This is a genomic window from Luteimonas sp. BLCC-B24 (assembly GCF_028550595.1).
In the GTDB taxonomy this organism is placed as follows: domain Bacteria; phylum Pseudomonadota; class Gammaproteobacteria; order Xanthomonadales; family Xanthomonadaceae; genus Luteimonas.
This window is the reverse complement of record NZ_JAQQGN010000004.1, coordinates 221,453-240,980: the sequence shown is the minus strand read 5'-3', so window position 1 is coordinate 240,980 and position 19,528 is coordinate 221,453. Positions and strand designations below refer to the sequence as shown.

At 70.7% G+C, this 19,528-nt stretch carries 18 protein-coding genes; all 18 read left to right on the top strand.

Annotated elements, in window-relative coordinates; translation table 11 throughout:
* The first annotated feature begins 7 nt into the window (after nt 1-7).
* The 18 genes from PQS31_RS10890 to PQS31_RS10805 all read left to right on the top strand — a co-directional run bounded on the left by PQS31_RS10890 (nt 8) and on the right by PQS31_RS10805 (nt 19,451).
* Nucleotides 8-1,189, top strand: a complete 1,182-nt coding sequence (locus tag PQS31_RS10890; protein ID WP_272762745.1) for a hypothetical protein — start codon at nt 8-10, stop codon at nt 1,187-1,189.
* The gene (locus tag PQS31_RS10885) at nt 1,174-1,938 is read left to right on the top strand and encodes a hypothetical protein (protein ID WP_272762743.1); all 765 of its coding nucleotides are present in this window, start codon (nt 1,174-1,176) and stop codon (nt 1,936-1,938) included. The genes PQS31_RS10890 and PQS31_RS10885 overlap by 16 nt, the downstream gene beginning before the upstream one ends.
* Before the next feature lie 38 nt (nt 1,939-1,976).
* Nucleotides 1,977-5,579, top strand: coding sequence for a glycosyltransferase (locus PQS31_RS10880; protein ID WP_272762742.1), 3,603 nt, complete (start codon nt 1,977-1,979; stop codon nt 5,577-5,579).
* 152 nt (nt 5,580-5,731) lie between these two features.
* Nucleotides 5,732-7,069 (top strand): flagellar filament capping protein FliD, encoded by a 1,338-nt coding sequence (gene fliD / locus PQS31_RS10875; protein WP_272762741.1) that lies wholly within the window; start codon nt 5,732-5,734, stop codon nt 7,067-7,069.
* A gap of 73 nt (nt 7,070-7,142) precedes the next feature.
* Nucleotides 7,143-7,562: a flagellar export chaperone FliS gene (fliS, locus tag PQS31_RS10870; protein WP_272762740.1), complete on the top strand. Its 420-nt coding sequence runs from the start codon at nt 7,143-7,145 to the stop codon at nt 7,560-7,562.
* On the top strand, nt 7,559-7,852 hold the full coding sequence (locus tag PQS31_RS10865) for a hypothetical protein (RefSeq protein ID WP_272762739.1): 294 nt from the start codon (nt 7,559-7,561) through the stop codon (nt 7,850-7,852). The genes fliS and PQS31_RS10865 overlap by 4 nt, the downstream gene beginning before the upstream one ends.
* On the top strand, nt 7,849-8,418 hold the full coding sequence (locus PQS31_RS10860) for a PilZ domain-containing protein (protein ID WP_272762738.1): 570 nt from the start codon (nt 7,849-7,851) through the stop codon (nt 8,416-8,418). The genes PQS31_RS10865 and PQS31_RS10860 overlap by 4 nt, the downstream gene beginning before the upstream one ends.
* 64 nt (nt 8,419-8,482) lie before the next feature.
* Nucleotides 8,483-9,115: a response regulator transcription factor gene (locus PQS31_RS10855; protein ID WP_272762737.1), complete on the top strand. Its 633-nt coding sequence runs from the start codon at nt 8,483-8,485 to the stop codon at nt 9,113-9,115.
* Between the two features lie 203 nt (nt 9,116-9,318).
* Nucleotides 9,319-10,725 carry an RNA polymerase factor sigma-54 gene (rpoN, locus tag PQS31_RS10850; protein WP_272762736.1) on the top strand — a complete coding sequence of 469 codons (1,407 nt, stop codon included), beginning with the start codon at nt 9,319-9,321 and terminating at the stop codon, nt 10,723-10,725.
* 10 nt (nt 10,726-10,735) lie between these two features.
* Entirely contained in the window at nt 10,736-11,131 is a 396-nt protein-coding gene (locus tag PQS31_RS10845; protein WP_272762735.1) for a response regulator transcription factor, read from the top strand.
* Nucleotides 11,128-12,573 (top strand): sigma-54 dependent transcriptional regulator, encoded by a 1,446-nt coding sequence (locus PQS31_RS10840; RefSeq protein ID WP_272762734.1) that lies wholly within the window; start codon nt 11,128-11,130, stop codon nt 12,571-12,573. Before PQS31_RS10845 ends, PQS31_RS10840 begins: the two co-directional genes overlap by 4 nt.
* A gap of 231 nt (nt 12,574-12,804) precedes the next feature.
* A complete protein-coding gene (fliE, locus tag PQS31_RS10835) occupies nt 12,805-13,203 on the top strand; it encodes a flagellar hook-basal body complex protein FliE (protein ID WP_272762733.1) in 399 nt (132 codons plus the stop codon).
* 29 nt (nt 13,204-13,232) lie between these two features.
* Nucleotides 13,233-14,930 (top strand): flagellar basal-body MS-ring/collar protein FliF, encoded by a 1,698-nt coding sequence (gene fliF, locus PQS31_RS10830; RefSeq protein ID WP_272762732.1) that lies wholly within the window; start codon nt 13,233-13,235, stop codon nt 14,928-14,930.
* 10 nt (nt 14,931-14,940) lie between these two features.
* The gene (gene fliG / locus PQS31_RS10825; RefSeq protein WP_272762783.1) at nt 14,941-15,930 is read left to right on the top strand and encodes a flagellar motor switch protein FliG; all 990 of its coding nucleotides are present in this window, start codon (nt 14,941-14,943) and stop codon (nt 15,928-15,930) included.
* Nucleotides 15,927-16,538, top strand: coding sequence for a FliH/SctL family protein (locus PQS31_RS10820; protein ID WP_272762731.1), 612 nt, complete (start codon nt 15,927-15,929; stop codon nt 16,536-16,538). The genes fliG and PQS31_RS10820 overlap by 4 nt, the downstream gene beginning before the upstream one ends.
* Nucleotides 16,535-17,926, top strand: a complete 1,392-nt coding sequence (locus PQS31_RS10815; RefSeq protein ID WP_272762730.1) for a FliI/YscN family ATPase — start codon at nt 16,535-16,537, stop codon at nt 17,924-17,926. Before PQS31_RS10820 ends, PQS31_RS10815 begins: the two co-directional genes overlap by 4 nt.
* Entirely contained in the window at nt 17,923-18,375 is a 453-nt protein-coding gene (gene fliJ, locus PQS31_RS10810) for a flagellar export protein FliJ (RefSeq protein ID WP_272762729.1), read from the top strand. Before PQS31_RS10815 ends, fliJ begins: the two co-directional genes overlap by 4 nt.
* Nucleotides 18,372-19,451, top strand: a complete 1,080-nt coding sequence (locus PQS31_RS10805; RefSeq protein ID WP_272762728.1) for a flagellar hook-length control protein FliK — start codon at nt 18,372-18,374, stop codon at nt 19,449-19,451. The genes fliJ and PQS31_RS10805 overlap by 4 nt, the downstream gene beginning before the upstream one ends.
* Nucleotides 19,452-19,528 lie beyond the last annotated feature (77 nt).

Below are 19,528 nucleotides of genomic sequence, written 5' to 3'. Positions count from 1 at the left end.
GCCGGCCTTGGTTGCACCTCCCGCCACCCGCCATGTGATCTTCACCGGTGCGAACGAGCGCGCCGTGCTCGCGATATGCCGGTCCTTCGCAAGGCGCGCGGTGCCCTGCTCCCTGGTCGCCCGCCCAGGCGCGGATCCGCTGCGTCGCACCGCGTATCGCCGATGGATCGGCGCCACCCGCCGGGTCGACACGCTGGACCTCGAGGACATGCTCGAGTGCGTACGTCAGCTGGCTGCGCGCCACGCCGGCGACGTGCTCACGTTCGTGCCGACGGCGGAGTCGATCAACCGTCTGATCCTCCGCCACAGGACCGCGTTCGAACAGGCGGGCCTGACGGTGGCGCTGGTGTCCGAGGCCATGTACACGGCGGTGTCCGACAAGGCCAGCCTGCTCGACCATGCGGCGCGGTTCGGGCTGCAGCTGCCGCCGGCGCTGGACGCGCCGCTGCCCGCGTCGCTGCCCCTGGTGGCGAAACCACGATGCGAGTTCGCCGCGGATGGGCGCAAGCTCTATCCGGAGCTGATCCACGACGTGGCGGCGCTGGACCGGTTTCTGGCGCAGGCGCACACGGCCGACTACTTCTTCCAGCGCTATCTCGACGGCGCGAGCTACTACTACCTCGCGCACTTCAGCCGCGACGGCGTCGCCACGTTCGCCTATCAGCGCAATCTGCTGCAGCAGGCGAACGGCAAGTCGATCATCGCCGCCGAGCTGTGCGCCTGCCCGGACGTGCGCACGCGCGAGCAGCTGACCGCGCTGTTTCTCAGCCTGGGCTTTCACGGCTACGCCATGATCGAAACCATGGCGCTGGACGGGGTGCATCACCTCATCGAAGTCAATCCGCGCTTCTGGGGGCCGTGGAGCCTCGCCGACCGCGCCGGTTTCCTGCCCGAAGCGTTCGCGGGCATGCGGCACCCGCCGCTGCGCGACCCGTCGTGCGGACGCTATGCCTGGCTCGGCGGCTGGCTGGCAGACCACGCATGCGGACGCCGGCCACGGGTCTATCCGGCCGCGCGCCAGATGCCGGTGCGCGAGCGCATGGGGCTGCTCGCTCGCGATGTGTATCTCAGGCGCGACAGCCTGCTGCTGTTCCTGGGCGAGATTTTCAATGCATTGACGTCGCGCCGCATGCGAAGCCGCGGCTGCGCCCCCACACGACAACGGGTTCCACCATGTCCAATCTCCTGACCACGCTGCACGCGACCTTCGAGCGCACCCGCCTGGGCAGCAAACACGCCTGCTACCAGGAGATCCCGGCGTTGCTCGCGCCGCACCTGACCGATGCCGCGCTGCCGGCCCTGCGCCGGTACGAGTCGGCCCGCCTGCGCTACATCGTGGACCGCGTCGAAGTGCAGGAGAAAAGCCTGCTGGATATCGGCAGCAATGGCGGGTTCTTCCTGCTGGAGCTACTGCGTCTGGGCGCGCGTCACGCGACGGCCTACGAAGGCAGCGCGGACCACGCCGCGTTTCTACAGGCCGCACGCGCCGCGCTCGCGCTCGAGGCGCGCATGGAGGTCCGTGGGCGCTACTTCGACTTCGAACGCGAGTCCGGGCATTACGACATGGCCCTGCTTCTGAACGTGCTGCACCACGTGGGCGACGACTACGGGGACCGTACGCTGTCGGTCGACGGTGCGCGCCGCGACATTGTCCGCAGCCTGGAACGGATGCGCGATCACTGCGACACGCTGGTGTTCCAGCTGGGATTCAACTGGAAGGGCGACCGGCATGCAGGCCTCTTCGCGCACGGCAGCATCGCCGAGCTGGTCGATTTCGTGACCTCGGGCGTGCGCGGTACGTGGCAGGTCCGCCACATCGGCGTGGCCGAGCGCGATTCCGACGGCGCGATCGTCTACCGCGACCTCGACGAGGCAAACGGCCACCGCAAGGATGAACTCGGCGAGTTCCTCAACCGACCGATCTTCGTGCTCGCGTGATGCCCATCCTTTCATCCGATCGAGTTTCTGGAGCCACCGTGACTCTGCACCTGGACACCCCCGACGCGAACGACACCCACCCGCTCGCGCCGGCCGACGTCGTCGGCGTCACCATCGCGATCCCCGCCTACAAGCCCCACTATCTCGAGGCGGCGCTTCGCAGTGCGGTGGAACAGGACTTCGAGGACTTCGAGGTCGTGGTCTGCGACGACAGTGCGGGCAATGCGATCGCCGACATCGTCGCGCGCTATGCGGCACGCCAAGAGGGGCCGCGCGTGCGCTACTTCCGCAACCTCGTGCCGCTCGGCGAGGAAGGCAACGTCGGCGAATGCATCCGGCGCGCGCGCGGGCGCTACATCAAGTTCCTGTACGACGACGACCTCCTGCTGCCCGGCTGTCTGCGCAGGCTGGCGGATGTGCTCGACCGGCACCCCGACGTCGCACTCGTGACCTCGCGTCGCCACAGGATCGACGAGCAGGGCAATCGCCTGCCGGATATCGGCGCGACACGCTCGCCGTTCGCCACCGATGTCCGGGTCGACGGGACGCAGCTGGTGTCGCTGCTCGCCGACTGGACCCTCAATTTCATCGGCGAGCCGAGCTCGGTGATGGTCCGCCGTGAACAGGTGCTTCCGCTGGCCGGCAAGCAGTTTTCGCTCGGCGGCCGCAAGGTCAGCTGGCTGGGCGACCTGACGATGCACGTCAACCTGATGCGCCTCGGCGACCTGGTGTATCTGGTCGAACCGCTGTCGAGTTTCCGGGTCTCGCGCGAGCAGACCAGCCACGCCAGCCTGCTCGATCCCAACATCGGCAACGAGTGGTACGCGTACTTCAAGCGCACCATCCGCGAGTCCGGTTGGCATCGTGATGTCGACAACCATCTGGTGCGGGTTGCACCGCTGGAGACGCCCGACGCGGTCGAGACCCTCGATCTCGGCCGTCGCATCAAGCGGATGGCGCGCGGCCTGGAACCGATCGATCCGCTGCGGCACTGGTTGGCGCCCCGCACGCCGACCCCCGTGCAGGCGAGCCTGATGGCGGCACGTCCCGGAATGGGCGAGGCCCCGCGCATCGCGGTGCTGATCCGTGCCGGGCACGACACCGCCGCCCTCGGTGCGACGCTGGACAGTCTCAAGGCGCAGCCCGGGCATGCCCCGGCCGACCTCTTCGTCATCGGCGGGCCGGTCCCGCCGCCCGATGCGGCCCTGCCGCAGATGCAGCATGTGCCCCTCGCACCGGACGAGGATGTCCTGTCGGCCATCAACCGCACCTGCGCGACCTACCCGTTCGACTGGATGCTGATGGTCGATGCCGGCGAGACCTTCACGCCCGCCGGCCTGCTCGTACTCGCCCATGCGCTGCTCGGGACCGACGGCCTGCGCGCGGTGTATGCCGACGAGATGATGCGCGGCGCCGACGGGGAACTGTCGGCCCTGCTGCGCCCGGACTTCAACCTCGACCTGCTGCTGTCGATGCCTTCGGGACTGGCACGCCACTGGCTGGTGCGGCGCGACGTGTTTCTCGAGGCCGGCGGCTTCGATCCGGCGTTCGCGGATGCCCCGGAATTCGATCTTCTGCTGCGTCTGATCGACGCCGGCGGCATCGACGGCCTGGGCCATGTCCACGAACCGCTGCTGATCCTGCCCCAGCAGGAGATCCGCACCCGCCAGTCCGAAACCGAGGCCCTGCTCCGCCACCTGCGCAACCGCGGCTACGACCAGGCTGCGGTCGATGCGCATCACCCCGGCTGCTACCGCATCCGCTATGGCCATGCGGCGACGCCGGGCGTGTCGATCATCATTCCGACGAAGAACCAGCTGGGCATGCTGCGTCGTTGCGTCGAGAGTCTGCTGGAGAAGACCGCCTACCAGAACTACGAGGTGCTGATCGTCGACAACGGCAGTACCGATGCGGATGCGTGCACCTGGCTCGACGGCATCGAGGCCATGGGCAGCCAGCAGCTGCAGGTGATCCGGTATCCGCAGCCGTTCAACTATTCGGCGATGAACAATCTCGCGGCGCGACACGCGCGCGGCGAGTATCTGGTGCTGCTCAACAACGATACCGCGGTCCTGCGCGAGGACTGGCTCGATGCGATGCTCAACCACGCGCAGCGGCCGGAGGTCGGTGTGGTGGGCGCCAAGCTGCTGTATCCGGACGGTCGCATCCAGCACGCGGGCGTCGTGCTCGGCCTGCGCGGGCCTGCCGAGCATCCCTTCATCGGCGATCCGCACGACGCCCCCGGGTACATGCACCGGCTCCGGGTGGACCAGAACTACAGTGCGGTGACCGGCGCCTGCCTGATGATCCGCAAGTCCCTGTACGAGGCGGTCGGCGGGCTCGACGAGGAGGCCTTCAAGGTGTCCTACAACGACGTCGACCTGTGCCTGAAGGCGCGCGCCGCGGGACATCTGGTGTTATGGACGCCGCACGCGGTCTTGCTGCACGAAGGCAGCGTCAGCCAGGCACGGGTGGACACCAGCGCCCTCGAAGCCAAGGCGAAACGCTTCGTCGGCGAGCAGGACGCGTTCTACGACCGCTGGCTGCCGGCGGTGGCGAACGATCCGGCCTACAACCGCAACCTCACGCTGAACGGCCCCGCCTTCCAGGTCGAGACCGATCCCACCTTCACCTGGAACCCGCTGTCCTGGCGTCCACTCCCGGTGGCGCTGGCACTGCCCGCGGACCGCTTCGGCTGCGGCCATTACCGGGTGATCCAGCCGGCGGCCGCGATGAACGGATTCGGCGTCGCCGACGTACGTGTCGGCGCCCGCTACAGCAGCCCGGTCGAGATCGAGCGTCTGTCGCCGGATGTGGTGGTGCTGCAGCGGCAGATGCTCAAGGGCCAGTTGGAACCGCAGAAGCGCATGCTCCGCTGGAGCCGCGCCTTCAAGGTGGCCGAGCTCGACGATTACCTGCCCAACATGCCGATGAAGAGCGCGCACCGCGGCCAGTTGCCGAACGATGTGCTCAAGACGATGCGCGACGCCCTGAAGCTGGTCGACCGCTTCGTGGTGTCGACCGCGCCGCTCGCCGAGGCGCTCGCCGGGTTGCATCCGGACATCCGGGTCGTCGAGAACCGCTTGCCGCTGCCGTGGTGGGGGGCGGTGACGGCGCAACGGCGTCGGGGCCAGCGACCGCGCGTCGGCTGGGGCGGCGGTGCCGGCCACCGCGGCGACCTGGAACTGATCGCCGACGTCGTGCGCGAACTGGCCGACGAGGTGGAATGGGTGTTCCTGGGCATGTGCCCGGACAAGCTCCGGCCTTATGTGCACGAGTTCCATCCCGGCGTCGCGATCGAGGACTATCCGGCCCGGCTCGCGGGCCTGGACCTCGACCTCGCCCTGGCGCCGCTCGAGGACAATCTCTTCAACCGCTGCAAGAGCAACCTGCGGCTGCTCGAATACGGTGCGTGCGGATTCCCGGTCGTCTGCAGCGACGTGGCGCCCTATCGCGGCGCGCTGCCGGTGACCCGGGTGAAGCCGCGCTTCCGGGACTGGGTGGAGGCCATCCGCATGCACACCCACGACCTCGATGCCGCGGCCCGGGCCGGCGACGCGCTGCGCGACGCGGTGCATCGCGACTGGATGCTCGACGAGGCCTCCGCGGCCCACTGGCTGTCGCAATGGTTGCCGGAGTGACCACGCCCGGGTGCGGGCCACGGCGCGGCGCGCGGCATGGTTCTTGCACGCCGGCAGCACCATTCAAGTCCTGCCGGACATCGCCGATACCCCATGTGGTCACGCGTGCGCGGACGGCGCTGTCAGGCCCCTCCAGTTAACAGGCGATCGATATGGCTATTTCCGCAACCGGTTCCGGCATCGACATTCCCAGCCTCGTCGCCAGCCTGGTGTCGGCGTCGCGCGCGCCGACCGAAAAGCGCATCACGACCGCCGGCACGGCGGTCAATGCGAAGCTGTCGGCGGTCGGTCAGGTACGCAGTTCGATGGCCAATCTGCAGACGGCGCTGAATCGCCTGACCAGCAGCGCCGACAAACCCGCGTTCAAGGCCACCGTGCCCGCGGATGCGGGCTTCACCGCGGTCGCGGCGAGCGGCGCGGTGCCGGGCACCTACAGCGTGCGCGTCGACGCCCTCGCCGGCGCGCAGAAGCTCGCGTCGGCCGGCTATGCCGCGGATGCGACACCGGGCAGCGGCACCCTGCAGTTCGCCTGGGGCGAGGACGGACGTCTGGACGTCGAGATCGACGAGGGCGCCACCCTGACCGACATCGCCAACGCGGTGAACCGCGCGGCCGGCGGCAAGGGCGTCGGCGCGACCGTGGTCACGTCCAGCCAAGGACAGCACCTGGTCTTCACCGCGGCCGGCACCGGCATCGCCAATGCCTTGACCATCACGGCCGACGGCGGTGACGGCGGCCTGCAGGCGCTGACCACGGGCGCGGGCGGGGCCTTGACCCAGACCGTCGCGGCGAGCGACGCCGTGGTGTTCGTCGACGGTCTCGAACGGCGCTCGTCGAGCAACAGCGTGTCGGGTCTCGTTCCCGGCACGACGCTGGAGCTCACACGTGTGACCGACGGCACCCAGACCCTGCGCATCGCCCAGGACAACGAGGCCCTGTCGGCGAACGTCGCCTCGTTCGTGACGGCGTACAACAGCGTCCTCAGCACCCTCAAATCCAGCAGCGCCTACAACCCGACCACCAAAGCCGCCGCGGCGCTCAATGGCGACTCGCTCGTGCGCACGCTGCAGCAGCAGCTCCGCACCCAGATCGGCGAGCACTCCGAAGGGCTGAAAGCGCTCGGCATCACGGCGGGCAAGGACGGCCAGCTGAGTTTCAGCGCGAGCGATTTTTCGGCCGCGATCGCGGCCAGGCCGGACGCGGCCACGGCGCTGTTCGGCGCCGAGGGCGCATACACGACCAAGCTGTCGACGGTGCTCAAGGACAATCTCGATTCCATCGGGGGCAGCCTGGTCAAGAAGACCGAAGGGCTGAACAAGCAGGTGTCCGACCTCGAGAAGCAGCTCGACGCGCTCGACACCCGCATGACCCGGCTGTCGAGCCTGTACACCGCGCAGTTCACCGCGATGGAAATGATGGTCGTCCAGATGCAGAGCAGCAGCAGCTCGCTCAACAGTCTGTTGTCGTCGACCAACACCAACAGGAACTGAGGCTCAAGTCCGGGGCCTGCGCCGCCGATATCCCAGTGTCGGCCACGCGGCCTCGATTTCCCAGGAGCACTCCATGTACGGAACCAGCCGCCAGCATGCAGATCAGTACCGACGCATGGCCGTGGCCACCAGCGTCGCCGAGGCCGATCCGCACAAGCTGATCGCGCTGCTGCTGGCCGGCGCCTGCGAGCGGATCCGGCTGGCCGAAGCCTGCCTGGAGAACGGCGACCAGCTGCGCAAGGGCAAGGCGATCGGCGAGGCCTGCGCGATCGTGAGCCATCTCAACGGCTCCCTCGACCACGAAGCCGGCGGCGAGATCGCCGGCAATCTCGCCTCGCTCTACGACTATCTGGTGCGCCGGCTGACCGAGGCCAACCTGCACAACGACGTCGCCGCACTGCAGGAAGCGCTGGCCCTGCTGGTGGAAATCGAATCCGCGTGGCACGCGATCCAGCCGGCCGCCACGCCGATCACCGCCGGAGCCGCGGCGTGACCACGCCGGACCTCGCCGAGCTGCACATGCGTCTGGATGCGCTCGAAACCGCGCTGGCCGGAGACGTCCACGACGCGAGCGCGCAGATGACCGAGTATCACGAGCGGCTGCACCTCTACATCGCCGAGGTCGGTCCGCAGGCACCGGTCGAGGCCCTGCGCGGACTGCTGCAGTTGCAGAACAGCCTTCTGCTGCAGATGCACGAGCGCAAGCACGTCATCGGCGAAGCCCTGCGCGCGGCACGCCGGACCGAACACGCCTCGCGTGCCTACGCCGGGGATGCGAGATGAGATCGGCCGACGACCCGCCGGACGTCGACGCGCTGGACGCGCGCCTGTTCGGCGACTCGTTGAGCTGCGATGTCGATCTGCCGGTCGCGGTCGAGCCGGCCGTCGGCCGGGGCCGTCAGGCCCAGGCGGTGGCCCTGCTCTCGGGTCTGGCGCAGATCGAGGATCTGCGCAAGGACGACGGCGGGGAGGAACACGGCGACCTGCCGCTGCTGGCGCAGCGCATGGACGCCAAGCTGGATCTGATCCTCGGCCTGATCGGACGTCTGGCGCGGGTGCACGAACTGCCCGAACAGCCGGTGCGCTGGTCACGGGTCGGGTTGCGGGTCGGTCTGGACGCGCCCGTCGATGTCGCGGCCGGCGAACGGGTCATCGCCCGCCTCCAGCCGGCCGACTGGCTGCCCGATCATCTCGAACTCCCCGCGGAGGTCCTCGCCAGCCACCCGGCGGCGCACGGAAGCCGCGTGTGGCTGGCGTTCGTCGACCTGCGCCCGGATCTGGTGGAAGCCCTCGACCGTCACCTCTTCCGCCTGCACCGGCGTCAGGTGGCCGAGCAGCGTCGCCGGTGAGCGAGCGCGTGCTCGCGTATCCTTCGGTGACCGGGCCGCGCCCGGCGTAGGGAGAAACCGGCTGGTGCGAGTGCTGATCGTCGACGACCACACCCTGGTGCGGGCCGGCCTGAGCCGGCTGCTGCAGGGATTCGACGCGGTCGACGTCTGCGCCGAGGCCAGTCGCGCCGACGAGGCCCTGCACCTCGCGCTGATCCATCGCCCGGACGTGGTGCTGATGGACCTCTCGCTGCCCGGCCGCAGCGGAATCGAGGCGATGGCCGCGATCCACGCCGAACTGCCGGCCACCCGCGTGCTGATCATGTCGATGCACGACGACTCCCAGCACGTGCGCAGCGCGCTCGAACGCGGGGCGTCCGGGTTCGTGGTCAAGGACGCGGCGCCACTGGAACTCGAACTGGCGCTGCGCACCGCGCTCGCCGGCGAGGTGTTTCTGAGTCCGCGGCTGTCGTCGCGGATGATGGCGCCGCTGCTCGGGCGGCCCAAGGGCGATGGTGTGGAATCGCTGTCGCACCGCCAGCGGCAGATTCTGGACATGATCGGCCGCGGGCTCAGCAGCAAGGAAATCGCGTCGGATCTCGGCATCAGCGTCAAGACCGTGGAAACGCATCGTGCGCGAATGATGGAAGCGCTCGGCTGCCGGCGCGCCAACGAACTGGTCCTGCTGGCCGCGCGCCAGGGGCGCAAGGCCGACTGAGCCGGCGCGCGCCCCGCTGCAGGGCCGCGTCCCCGTCCGCCGGGAAACCGTCGCCGCCGTGACCGGAGCGCTGTCGGGGAAACCCCGACACCTGTGGGGACCACCCCGCGCACCGTCGGAAACACCCTGATAGCGGAACCGTCGCGACGGCTTCACGATGCTTTCACGGGCGCAGACCAGCGCCGCGACGGGAATCCGGCGACATGAAAGCCAGTGCCACCACCTCGATGCAGCTCGGCCAGTCCCTGCAGATGACGCCGCAGTTGCTGCAGTCGATCCGTCTGCTCCAGCTCGACGGGATGCAGCTGGATCTCGAGATCCGTCGGATTCTCGAGCAGAACCCGCTGCTCGAACTCGACGAGGAGCCTGTTGCAAATCCGGTGCCGGAACGCGCCGACGCCGCGACCGACGTCGCCGCGTTCGACGAGCTGCCCGAGTCGTCGATGTGGGACGTGCGCGGCGCCAGCTGGAGCGGTGAGGACGAGGACGGCCTGGCGCGCATCGCGGCGGGCGAGTCGACCGATCCGCACCTGCGCATCCTGCAGCGCCTGTCGACCGAACTCGAGGCCGATGCGCTCGCCATCGCCGCCTTCTGGCTCGAACACTGCGACGACGCCGGCTATCTCGCCGCGCCGCATGCCGAGCTCGTCGAAACGGGGTGCGCGCGTCTGGACTGCGACGCAGCCACGCTCGAGGCCGTGCGCCAGCGGCTGCTGGCCGGCGATCCGGCCGGCATCGCCGCGCGCGACCTGCGTGAATGCCTGCTCGCACAGCTGGCCGCGCTGCCCGGCTGCGTCGCCGGCCGTGTCCTGGCGCGGCGCATCGTCGAGCAGGCGCTGGAACTGCTCGCCACCCACGACATCACCGCACTGGCCCGATATCTGCAGCGCGACGAGGCCGACGTGCAGGAGGCCGTGCGCATCGTGCTGGCGCTGGACCCGCGCCCCGCCCAGGCCGGCGCGCCGGCCGACACCGGTGCCGTCGTGCCCGACGTCGTCGTCTGGCAGGCCGATGCCGGCTGGCGCGTGGCCCTGAACCCGGCCGCCGCGCCGCGCGTGTCGATCAACGCCGGCTACGAGCGGGCGGTGGCCGAGGGCCCGGCCGCCGCCCCGATGCGCGACATGCTGCAGGAGGCCCGCTGGTTCACCCGCGGCCTGTCGATGCGTTACGACACCCTGCTGCGCACCGCGCGGGTGATCGTCGAGCGCCAGGCCGCGTTTCTGGAACGCGGCGAGGAGGCCATCGCGCCGCTGACGCTCAAGGACGTGGCCGATGCGATCGGCATGCACGAATCCACCGTCTCGCGCATCACCACCGGCAAGTTCCTGCAGACGCCGCGCGGCACGATCGAGATGAAGCGCTTCTTCGCCGTGCGCCTCGATGGGGCCAACGTTTCCGGCGCCGCGGTCAAGGCGATGGTGCGGCGTCTGATCGAAGCCGAGCCGGCGCAGCGTCCACTGGCCGACGACGCGATCGCCGCCCTGCTCGCCCGCCAGGGGGTGCACATCGCCCGCCGCACCGTCGCCAAGTACCGCGAACAACTCGACATCGCCCCGGCGCGCGCGCGCCGTCGCGGTGCCCGCCCCACCCTGCTCGCCCGTGCGGGCTGAGGACATCGCCATGCAGACCATCAACGTGCTCCTGGTCGACGACCACGAGGGCTTCATCAACGCCGCCCAGCGCCACTTCCGCAAGGTCGACTGGCTCAAGGTCGTCGGCACCGCCGGCAACGGGCTCGAGGCCATTGCCCAGTCCGAGGCCCTGCGCCCGGAAGTGGTGCTGATGGACCTGGCCATGCCCGAGATGGGCGGCCTGCAGGCGACCCGGCTGATCAAGGCCCAGGACGCGCCGCCCTACGTGGTCATCGCCAGCCATTTCGACGACGCCGAGCACCGCGAGCACGCCACGCGCGCCGGTGCCGACAACTTCGTCAGCAAGCTGTCCTACATCCAGGACGTCATGCAGATCCTGGAATCCCTGCATGCGGCCGCGCCGCGTGATGGAGCCGTGTCATGAGCGAACCCCGCATCCTGGTCATCGACAGCAACGGCGAGCGCGCCGAGCGGTTGTGCACGCTGCTGGAATTCATGGACCTGCGCCCGCGCTGGGTGTCGGAGCCGGGCGAGGTGTCCGCCGCCCGCAACCGTCCGAGCGACTGGATGGCGGTGCTCGTCGGCGCGATCGACGATGCCGAGGCCGCGCGCGGCTTCTTCGCCTGGCTCGGCCAGGCCGGCGTGGCGCCGCCGGTGCTGCTGCTCGACGACGAGCCGGCGGACTTCGCCGCCGCGCACGCCCTGCACGAAGCCGGCGTGTGGGCGCTCGAGTCGCCGCTGCGTCACTCGCAGCTCGAGAACCTGCTGCGCAAGGCCAGCCTCAAGCGGCTCGATGCCGAGGCGCAGGCCAAGGCCGACGCCGGCGGCGGCCCCACCGGGACCAGCGATGCGGTGCAGACCCTGCGCCGGATGATCGACCAGGTGGCACCCTTCGATACCACGGTGCTGATCCTGGGCGAGTCCGGCTCGGGCAAGGAAGTCGCCGCGCGCGCCATCCACCAGCGCTCGGAGCGGCGCGACGGCCCGTTCGTGGCCATCAACTGCGGCGCGATCCCGGCCGAGCTGCTGGAGAGCGAACTGTTCGGCCACGAGAAGGGCGCGTTCACCGGTGCGCTGTCGGCCCGCAAGGGCCGCTTCGAGATGGCCGAGGGCGGCACCCTGCTGCTCGACGAGATCGGCGACATGAGCCTGCCGATGCAGGTCAAGCTGCTGCGCGTGCTGCAGGAACGCTGCTTCGAACGCGTGGGCGGCAACCAGAGCATCAAGTGCAACGTGCGCGTGATCGCCGCGACCCACCGCGACCTCGAGACGCGCATCGGCGAGGGCCACTTCCGGGAGGACCTCTTCTACCGTCTCAACGTGTTTCCCATCGACATGCCGTCGCTGCGCGAGCGTCGCGAGGATCTGCCCGACCTGGTGCGCACCATCGCCTCGCAGCTCGCGCGCAACGGCCGCGGCGAGATCCGCTTCGCGGCCGATACGCTCGACGTGCTGGCCGGTTATGCCTGGCCGGGCAACGTGCGCGAACTGAGCAACCTGGTGGAGCGTCTCGCCGTCCTCAATCCGGGGGGGCTGGTGCGGGTGCAGGATCTGCCGCAGCGCTATCGCGCGCACATCTACGACGCGCTGCCGGCCACGGACGTGGTGGCGGTCGCGACCACGCCGGCGCCCGCAGCGCCGGCCGCCGCCGGTGACGCCGTCCAGGACGACGAGGCCAGCCAGTTGCCGGAAGACGGTCTCGATCTGCGCGACCACATGGCGCGGATCGAACTCGCGCTGATCCGTGAAGCGCTGGAGCGCAGCGAAGGCGTGGTCGCGCATGCGGCCCAGCTGCTGGGTCTGCGCCGGACCACGCTGGCCGAGAAGCTGCGCAAGTACGGCATCGAGCGCGACCTGGCCGCCTGATCCGAGGCGGCCGCGCGCGGCCCAGCGACGACAGGCCGCGGCGCCGCGTCTGGCGGGCAAGGCCCTGCCCGCAGGTCGACGCGTCCCTGGGCGCGGACGGCGTCGCGACCGCCGTGCCGGGGGCAATGGCCCGTCCGATCGACCCGCCGCCGGATTTCCGTCGCCCCGCTCCACCGTTCCGGCACGCGACTTGCATCACCCCTGGCAGTTCGTCCCTTCGTGATCGCCCGCATGACGCACTCGGTCAATTCGATCCTCTCGCAGATCCGCAGCTACCAGGGCCAGGTCGGCCAGGCGCGGCAGATGACGGCGGCCGATGCACCGCGCAGCGACGCGATCGCGGTCCAGGGCGGGATCGGCGGGATCGGCGGCATGCAGGGCGTCGCCGGCACGCCGGGCGTGGCGGCCCCGAGTTTCGGCGCGACCCTGCGCAACGCGATCGAGGGTGTCAACAGCGCCCAGCAGCGCTCCGGCGCGCTGGTGCGGGCGTTCGAACTCGGCGAGCCGGGTGCGGATCTGGCCAAGGTCATGGTCGCGTCCCAGCAGTCGCAGGTCGCGTTCCGGGCCACGGTGGAAGTGCGCAATCGACTGGTACAGGCGTACCAGGACGTCATGAACATGCCGCTGTGACGCGGCCCGGACAGGATTAACCCAAGACCATGGCGATCACGCTGTCCAAGGACGCACTCAATACCGAAGCGGCCAGCCGCAAGGCGGTGGATGTCCTCGACCGTCTGGAGAAGATGCAGCTGGTCGGCCGGCTGGCCAAGATGGCGCTGCTCGCGGTGGCCATCGCCGCCGGGCTGATGGTCTTCTTCTGGGCGCAGAAGCCCGGTTACGTGCCGCTGTACGCAGGCCTCGACGCCAAGGCCACGGCCGAGGCCAGCGACCTGCTGCGGGCCGCGCAGATCCCGTTCAAGATCGACCAGGCCTCCGGCGCGATCTCGGTGCCGGAAGCCAACATCCACGACGCACGCCTCAAGCTCGCCGGTTCGGGCCTCGGCGAGTCGGGCCGCATCGGCTTCGAGCTGATGGAGCGGGATCCGGGCTTCGGCGTCAGCCAGTTCGTCGAAACCGCGCGCTACCAGCACGCGCTGGAAACCGAACTGGTGCGCACGATCGCCGCGCTGCGCCCGGTGCGCGACGCACGCGTGCATCTGGCGATTCCCAAGCCGTCGGCCTTCACCCGCCAGCGCGAGGCAGCGAGCGCCTCGGTCGTGCTCGAACTGCGCGGCGGCTCGACGCTCGAACGCGGCCAGGTCGACGCCATCGTCCATCTCGTCGCCTCCAGCATTCCGGATCTCGCCCCCGAGCGCGTGACCGTGGTCGACCAGAACGGTCGCCTGCTCAGCAACGATGCCCAGGACCCGGCGGCGGCACTGAGCGCGATGCAGTTCGAGCAGGTGCGTCGTCAGGAGACCTCGTTCAACCAGCGCATCCGCGAGCTGCTCGAGCCCATGACCGGCGCCGGCCGGGTGAATGCCGAAGTCACCGTGGACATGGACTTTTCGGTCAGCGAGGAGGCGCGCGAGCTGTACAACGCCGAGCCGCCCAAGCTGCGCAGCGAACAGCTGAGCGAGTCCACCAGCCGCGATGCCGGTCCCCAGGGCGTTCCCGGCGCCACCCCGAACCTGCCCGACACCGCGATCAATCCCGCGCCGCTGGATGCCCAGGTGGCCGCGGCCACCGGTGCGGGCGCCGCGGGCGACACCGCGCGCAGCTCCACCCGCAATTACGAGCTCGACCGCACGCTCAGCCACACGCGCCAGCCGCCGGGGCGCATCCGCCGCGTCAGCGCCGCCGTGCTGGTGGATCACGTGCCGCGCGCCGGCGCCGACGGCGCCAGCACCACGCAGCCGCTGACGGCTGCCGAACTGCAGCGGGTCGAAGCCCTGGTGCGCCAGGCCGTCGGTTTCGACGAGGCGCGCGGCGACACGGTGTCGGTGATGAACGCACCGTTCGTCCGCGAACAGAGCGACGGCTTCGAAGGGCCGCCGTGGTGGCAGAACCCGATGCTGCGCGACATCGCCCGGCTCGCCCTCGGCGCGCTGGTGGTGCTGGCCCTGCTCTTCGGCGTCGTGCGGCCGGCGGTGCGCCAGATCACCGGTCCGTCCAAGGCCCCGGCGCCGAAGACGCCGGCCACGGCCGAGGTCACGCTGCTCGACGAGGGCGACGTGCCGATGCTGGCCGAAGACACGGCGCGGATCACCGCGTCGGCCGCGGAGCACGCGCCGATCGCGTTGCCGTCGGACGCCTACGAGGACCGCCTGCGCGTCGCACGCGAAGCGGTGAAGTCGGATTCCAAGCGCGTTGCGCAAGTAGTGAAGGGATGGTTGGACGATGAAGCGGCCGCCTGATGTCAATTCGCTGACCGGCGTCCAGCGCGCCGCGGTGCTGCTGCTCTCGCTCGGCGAGGTCGATGCGGCCGAAGTGCTCAAGCACATGGATGCCAAGGAAGTGCAGAAGCTGGGCCTGGCCATGGCGACGATGGGCGCGGTCAGCCGCGAACAGGTCGCCCACGTGATGGAGGATTTCTCCGGCGCGCTCGACCGCCAGACCTCGCTCGGCGTGGGCGCCGACGACTACATCCGCGCCGTGCTCGTCCAGGCTCTGGGCGAGGACAAGGCCGGCAGTCTGATCGACCGCATCCTGCTCGGCCGCAACACCACCGGCCTCGATACGCTGAAGTGGATGGATCCGCGTGCGATCGCGGATCTGGTCCGCCACGAGCATCCGCAGATCATCGCCATCGTGCTCTCGCATCTCGACCCCGACCAGGCGGCCGATGCGCTCAAGCTGCTGCCCGAGCGCACCCGCGCCGACGTGCTGCTGCGCATCGCCACGCTCGACGGCATTCCGCCCAACGCGCTCAACGAGCTCAACGAGATCATGGAACGCCAGTTCGCCGGCAACCAGAACCTCAAGTCCTCGGCCGTGGGCGGCATCAAGGTGGCGGCCAACATCCTCAACTTCATGGACACCGGACAGGACCAGAGCCTGCTCGGCGCGATCAGCAAGGTCGATGCGGTGCTCGGCCAGCGCATCCAGGACCTGATGTTCGTGTTCGACGACCTGATCGAACTCGACGACCGCGAGCTGCAGTCGGTGCTGCGCGAGGTCTCGGGCGAGCGTCTGGGCATCGCGCTGCGCGGCGCCGACCCCAAGGTCCGCGACAAGATCACCCGCAATATGTCCCAGCGCGCCGCCGAAATCCTGCTCGAGGACATGGAGGCCCGCGGCCCGGTGCGGCTGTCGGATGTCGAGGCCGCGCAGAAGGAAATCCTCACCCTGGTCCGCCGTCTGGCCGATGAGGGCAGCATCAACCTGGGCGGCGGCAGCGCCGAGGCGCTGGTATGAACGAGGCCGTGCGCTGGTACGCCCCGCCGCTGGAGGAGCCGCCACCGCCGGTGGAGGAGGTGCCGGTCGAGCTGCCGCGTCCGCCGTCGCTGGAGGAGATCCAGCAGATCCGCGACGACGCCCAGCGCGAGGGCTACGACGACGGACTGGCCCAGGGCCGCGCCGAGGGCCTCGCCGCCAGCCAGAGCGAGATGCGCCGGCTGACCGCGCAGATCGAAGGCATCCTCGACAATTTCTCGCGTCCGCTGGCGCGCCTCGAGAACGAGGTCGTCGGTGCGCTCGGCGATCTGGCCGTCCGCATCGCCGGCGCCCTGGTCGGCCGCGCCTATCTCGCCGATCCGGCGCTGCTGGCCGATCTGGTCGGCGAAGCCGTGGATGCGGTCGGCGGCGCGGCGCGCGAGGTCGAGGTGCGCCTGCATCCCGACGACATCGCCGCGCTGACCCCGTTGCTGTCGCTGAATCCGTCGACCCGGCTGGTCGCCGATCCGGCCCTGGCCCGCGGTGATCTGCGCGTCCACGCCGAAAGCGTGCGCATCGACGGCAGCCTCGACGCGCGCCTGCGCGGTGCGCTGGACGTGGTGCTGCGCCGCGCCGGAGCAGGCGCATGAGCGCGGCGCCGCTGCCCAGCGCCGATCCGGCCGACTGGCTGACCGCGCGCAACCTGCGCCTGGCCACCCGCCTCGACGCCACCGGGCCGGACCCGGCCGCCGGCCGCGGCCTGATCCGCGAAGGCATCCTGCGTCGCGCGATCGGGCTGACCGTCGAAGCGGTCGGCTGCGCCGCTCCGATGGGCGCCACCTGCAAGGTCGAAGTCGACGGTGGCTGGGTCGAGGCCGAGGTGGTCGGATTCTCCGGCGATCGCACGTCGCTGATGCCCAGCGCCGAGCTGCACGGCCTGCTGCCGAATGCACGCGTGGTGCCGCTGCACCGCCGCGGCGGCGTCGAGATCGGCGAAGGCCTGCTGGGCCGGGTCATCGATTCCGACGGCGTGCCGCTCGACGGCAAGGGGCCGATCCGTGCCGAGGGCAGCGTGGGCATGGCCGGCGTGGCGATCAATCCGCTGGCGCGTGAACCGATCATCCAGCCGCTGGACGTCGGCGTGCGCGCGATCAACGCCCTGCTGCCGATCGGTCGCGGCCAGCGCGTGGGCCTGTTCGCCGGCTCCGGCGTCGGCAAATCGACGCTGCTGGGCATGATGACCCGCTTCACCGCCGCCGACGTCATCGTCGTCGGCCTGATCGGCGAACGTGGCCGCGAAGTGCGCGACTTCGTCGAGAGCACGCTCGGTGAAGAGGGCCTGCGCCGCGCGGTCGTCGTCGCGGCGCCGGCCGATCGACCGCCGCTCGCGCGTCTGCACGGCGCCTATCGCGCGACCGCGATCGCCGAGTGGTTCCGCGACCAGGGCCTCAACGTGCTGCTGCTGATGGATTCGCTGACCCGCTTCGCCCAGGCCCAGCGCGAGATCGGTCTGTCGGTCGGCGAGCCGCCGACCACCCGCGGCTACCCGCCGAGCGTGTTCGCCAAGCTGCCGGCGCTGGTCGAGCGCGCCGGCAACGGCGCGGCCGGACGCGGCTCGATCACCGCGTTCTACACCGTGCTCACCGAAGGCGACGATCCGCAGGATCCGATCGCCGATGCCGCGCGCGCGATTCTCGACGGCCATATCCTGCTGTCGCGACGCATCGCCGACGCCGGCCTGTACCCGGCCATCGACGTCGAATCGTCGGTGAGTCGCGTGGTCACCGAAATCGCCGACGACACCTGGCGCGAGCGCATTCGCTCGCTGAAGCGCCTGATCTCGGCCTACACCGCCAACCGCGACCTGATCGCCATCGGTGCCTACCAGCGCGGCGCCGACCCGGCCGTCGACGAGGCCCTGGCGCGCTGGCCCGAGATCGTCGAGTTCCTGGGTCAGGACATCGCCCGCGCCGCCGATCTGCAGCACAGCCGCGAGGCGCTCGAGCGCCTGTTGCACCCCGAGGAAGTCACCGCATGAAGCAGTCCCGCCGCATCGACCCCCTGCTCAACCGCGCCCAGGAGACCGAGGACGCGGCCGCCCGCGTGCTGGCCGAGCGCCAGAGCGTGCTCGCGCAGCACGAAGCGCAGCTGGTCGAGCTGCGCCGCTACGCGGAGGAATACGGCAACAGCCAGATGTCGGCGACCAGTCCGGCGCAGCTGGCGAACCGGCGCGCGTTCCTCGACCGGCTGCAGTCGGCCGTCGAGCAGCAGACGCGGGCGGTCGACAACAGCCGCCAGACGGTGGAGATCGAGCGCGGCCGCCTGCTGCTCGCCAGCCGCGACAAACAGGTGCTCGAGCAGCTCGCGGCGAGCTATCGCGCCCAGGAGCGTCAGGTCGACGAACGCCGCTCGCAGCGCGAACTCGACGATCTCCGCGCCCGCCGCGTGCGCCGCGATGCGCTGGCCGCCGACGGAGCGGACGCATGACGCCGGTGGTCGCCACCGCGCCCACGCCCGCGCCGTCTGCATCGGGCCCGCGTCCGGAGCGACCGACGCCGGGCGCCGGCCAGAGCCCGTTCGCACAGGCGCTCGAGCGTCGCCAGAGCGCATCCGGCACGGCCGATGCGGCGCGCGGCGGTCGCTCAGGCGCGAGCCCGGCGCCCGAGGCGGCCGCCACGGATCCGGCCGAGGCCGGCGCGCTGCTCGCTGCGGACCTGCGCCTGCCCGAAGGTCCGGACCCCGCCAGCGACACCCCGGTCGAGGTGCCGCCCGCCGTTCTGCCCTGGCCGCCCGTCGGACTGGCCGGGCTGCTCGGTCTTCCGCCTGCGGATCCGACGACCGGGCCGGTGCCTCCGCCCGTCGAAGGCGACGCCGCGGGCGAGGCGGCGTCACGTCTGCTGCCGGGCCTGCGACCGATGCCGACCGCGGTCCCGGGCGCCCCGCCGACTGCCGCGTCACCCGCGGCAGCGCCGCCCGTCGTGCTGCCCGACCTACCGATCGACGAGGCCGACGCTGCGCTGCCGGCCGCGGCGCTGGTCGCCGAGATTTCCGTGCCCGCCGACGACGCGGCGCCTGCGCCGGTCGCGTTCACCCTGCCCGCCACCCCGGCCCTGCGCGAACCGGCGCCGATCCTCGCTGCGCCGCTCCCCACCCCGCACGTGGGTGCCGAGGACTTCGAGGCCCGCTTCGGTGCCCAGCTCGAATGGATGGCCGACCAGAAGATCGGCCATGCGCGCATCCGCGTGACCCCGCACGATCTGGGACCGGTCGAAGTGCGCCTGCACATGGACGGCGACCGGATCCGCGCCGAGTTCGTCAGCGCCCAGGCCGAGACCCGGCAGGCGCTCGAGCAGGGCCTGCCGCGCCTGCGCGATCTGCTCGGCGAATCCGGCTTCCAGCTGGCCCACGCCGGCGTCGGCAGCGGTCAGGCCGGACGCGACGGCGCACCGTCGTCCCCGGCCGCCCAGGCCGGAGGCGAAGGCCCGGACGGTGACGTCCCGTCTCCGGCCATGGCGCCGGCCCGCCATCGCGCGGTGGTCGGTCTGCTCGACGCCTACGCCTGACGCCTCGACGCGCCGCCACGACGCGGCGCGCGCAGCTGAACGACCCGGTGCGCGGGCGTCGGGGCACGCGACGGCAC

Coding starts and splice junctions, on each gene's coding strand:
- PQS31_RS10885 (WP_272762743.1), top strand. CDS start 1,174: ATGTCCAATCTCCTGACCACGCTGCACGCGACCTTCGAGCGCACCCGC.
- fliD (WP_272762741.1), top strand. CDS start 5,732: ATGGCTATTTCCGCAACCGGTTCCGGCATCGACATTCCCAGCCTCGTC.
- fliS (WP_272762740.1), top strand. CDS start 7,143: ATGTACGGAACCAGCCGCCAGCATGCAGATCAGTACCGACGCATGGCC.
- PQS31_RS10860 (WP_272762738.1), top strand. CDS start 7,849: ATGAGATCGGCCGACGACCCGCCGGACGTCGACGCGCTGGACGCGCGC.
- rpoN (WP_272762736.1), top strand. CDS start 9,319: ATGAAAGCCAGTGCCACCACCTCGATGCAGCTCGGCCAGTCCCTGCAG.
- PQS31_RS10845 (WP_272762735.1), top strand. CDS start 10,736: ATGCAGACCATCAACGTGCTCCTGGTCGACGACCACGAGGGCTTCATC.
- PQS31_RS10840 (WP_272762734.1), top strand. CDS start 11,128: ATGAGCGAACCCCGCATCCTGGTCATCGACAGCAACGGCGAGCGCGCC.
- fliE (WP_272762733.1), top strand. CDS start 12,805: ATGACGCACTCGGTCAATTCGATCCTCTCGCAGATCCGCAGCTACCAG.
- fliF (WP_272762732.1), top strand. CDS start 13,233: ATGGCGATCACGCTGTCCAAGGACGCACTCAATACCGAAGCGGCCAGC.
- PQS31_RS10820 (WP_272762731.1), top strand. CDS start 15,927: ATGAACGAGGCCGTGCGCTGGTACGCCCCGCCGCTGGAGGAGCCGCCA.
- PQS31_RS10815 (WP_272762730.1), top strand. CDS start 16,535: ATGAGCGCGGCGCCGCTGCCCAGCGCCGATCCGGCCGACTGGCTGACC.
- fliJ (WP_272762729.1), top strand. CDS start 17,923: ATGAAGCAGTCCCGCCGCATCGACCCCCTGCTCAACCGCGCCCAGGAG.
- PQS31_RS10805 (WP_272762728.1), top strand. CDS start 18,372: ATGACGCCGGTGGTCGCCACCGCGCCCACGCCCGCGCCGTCTGCATCG.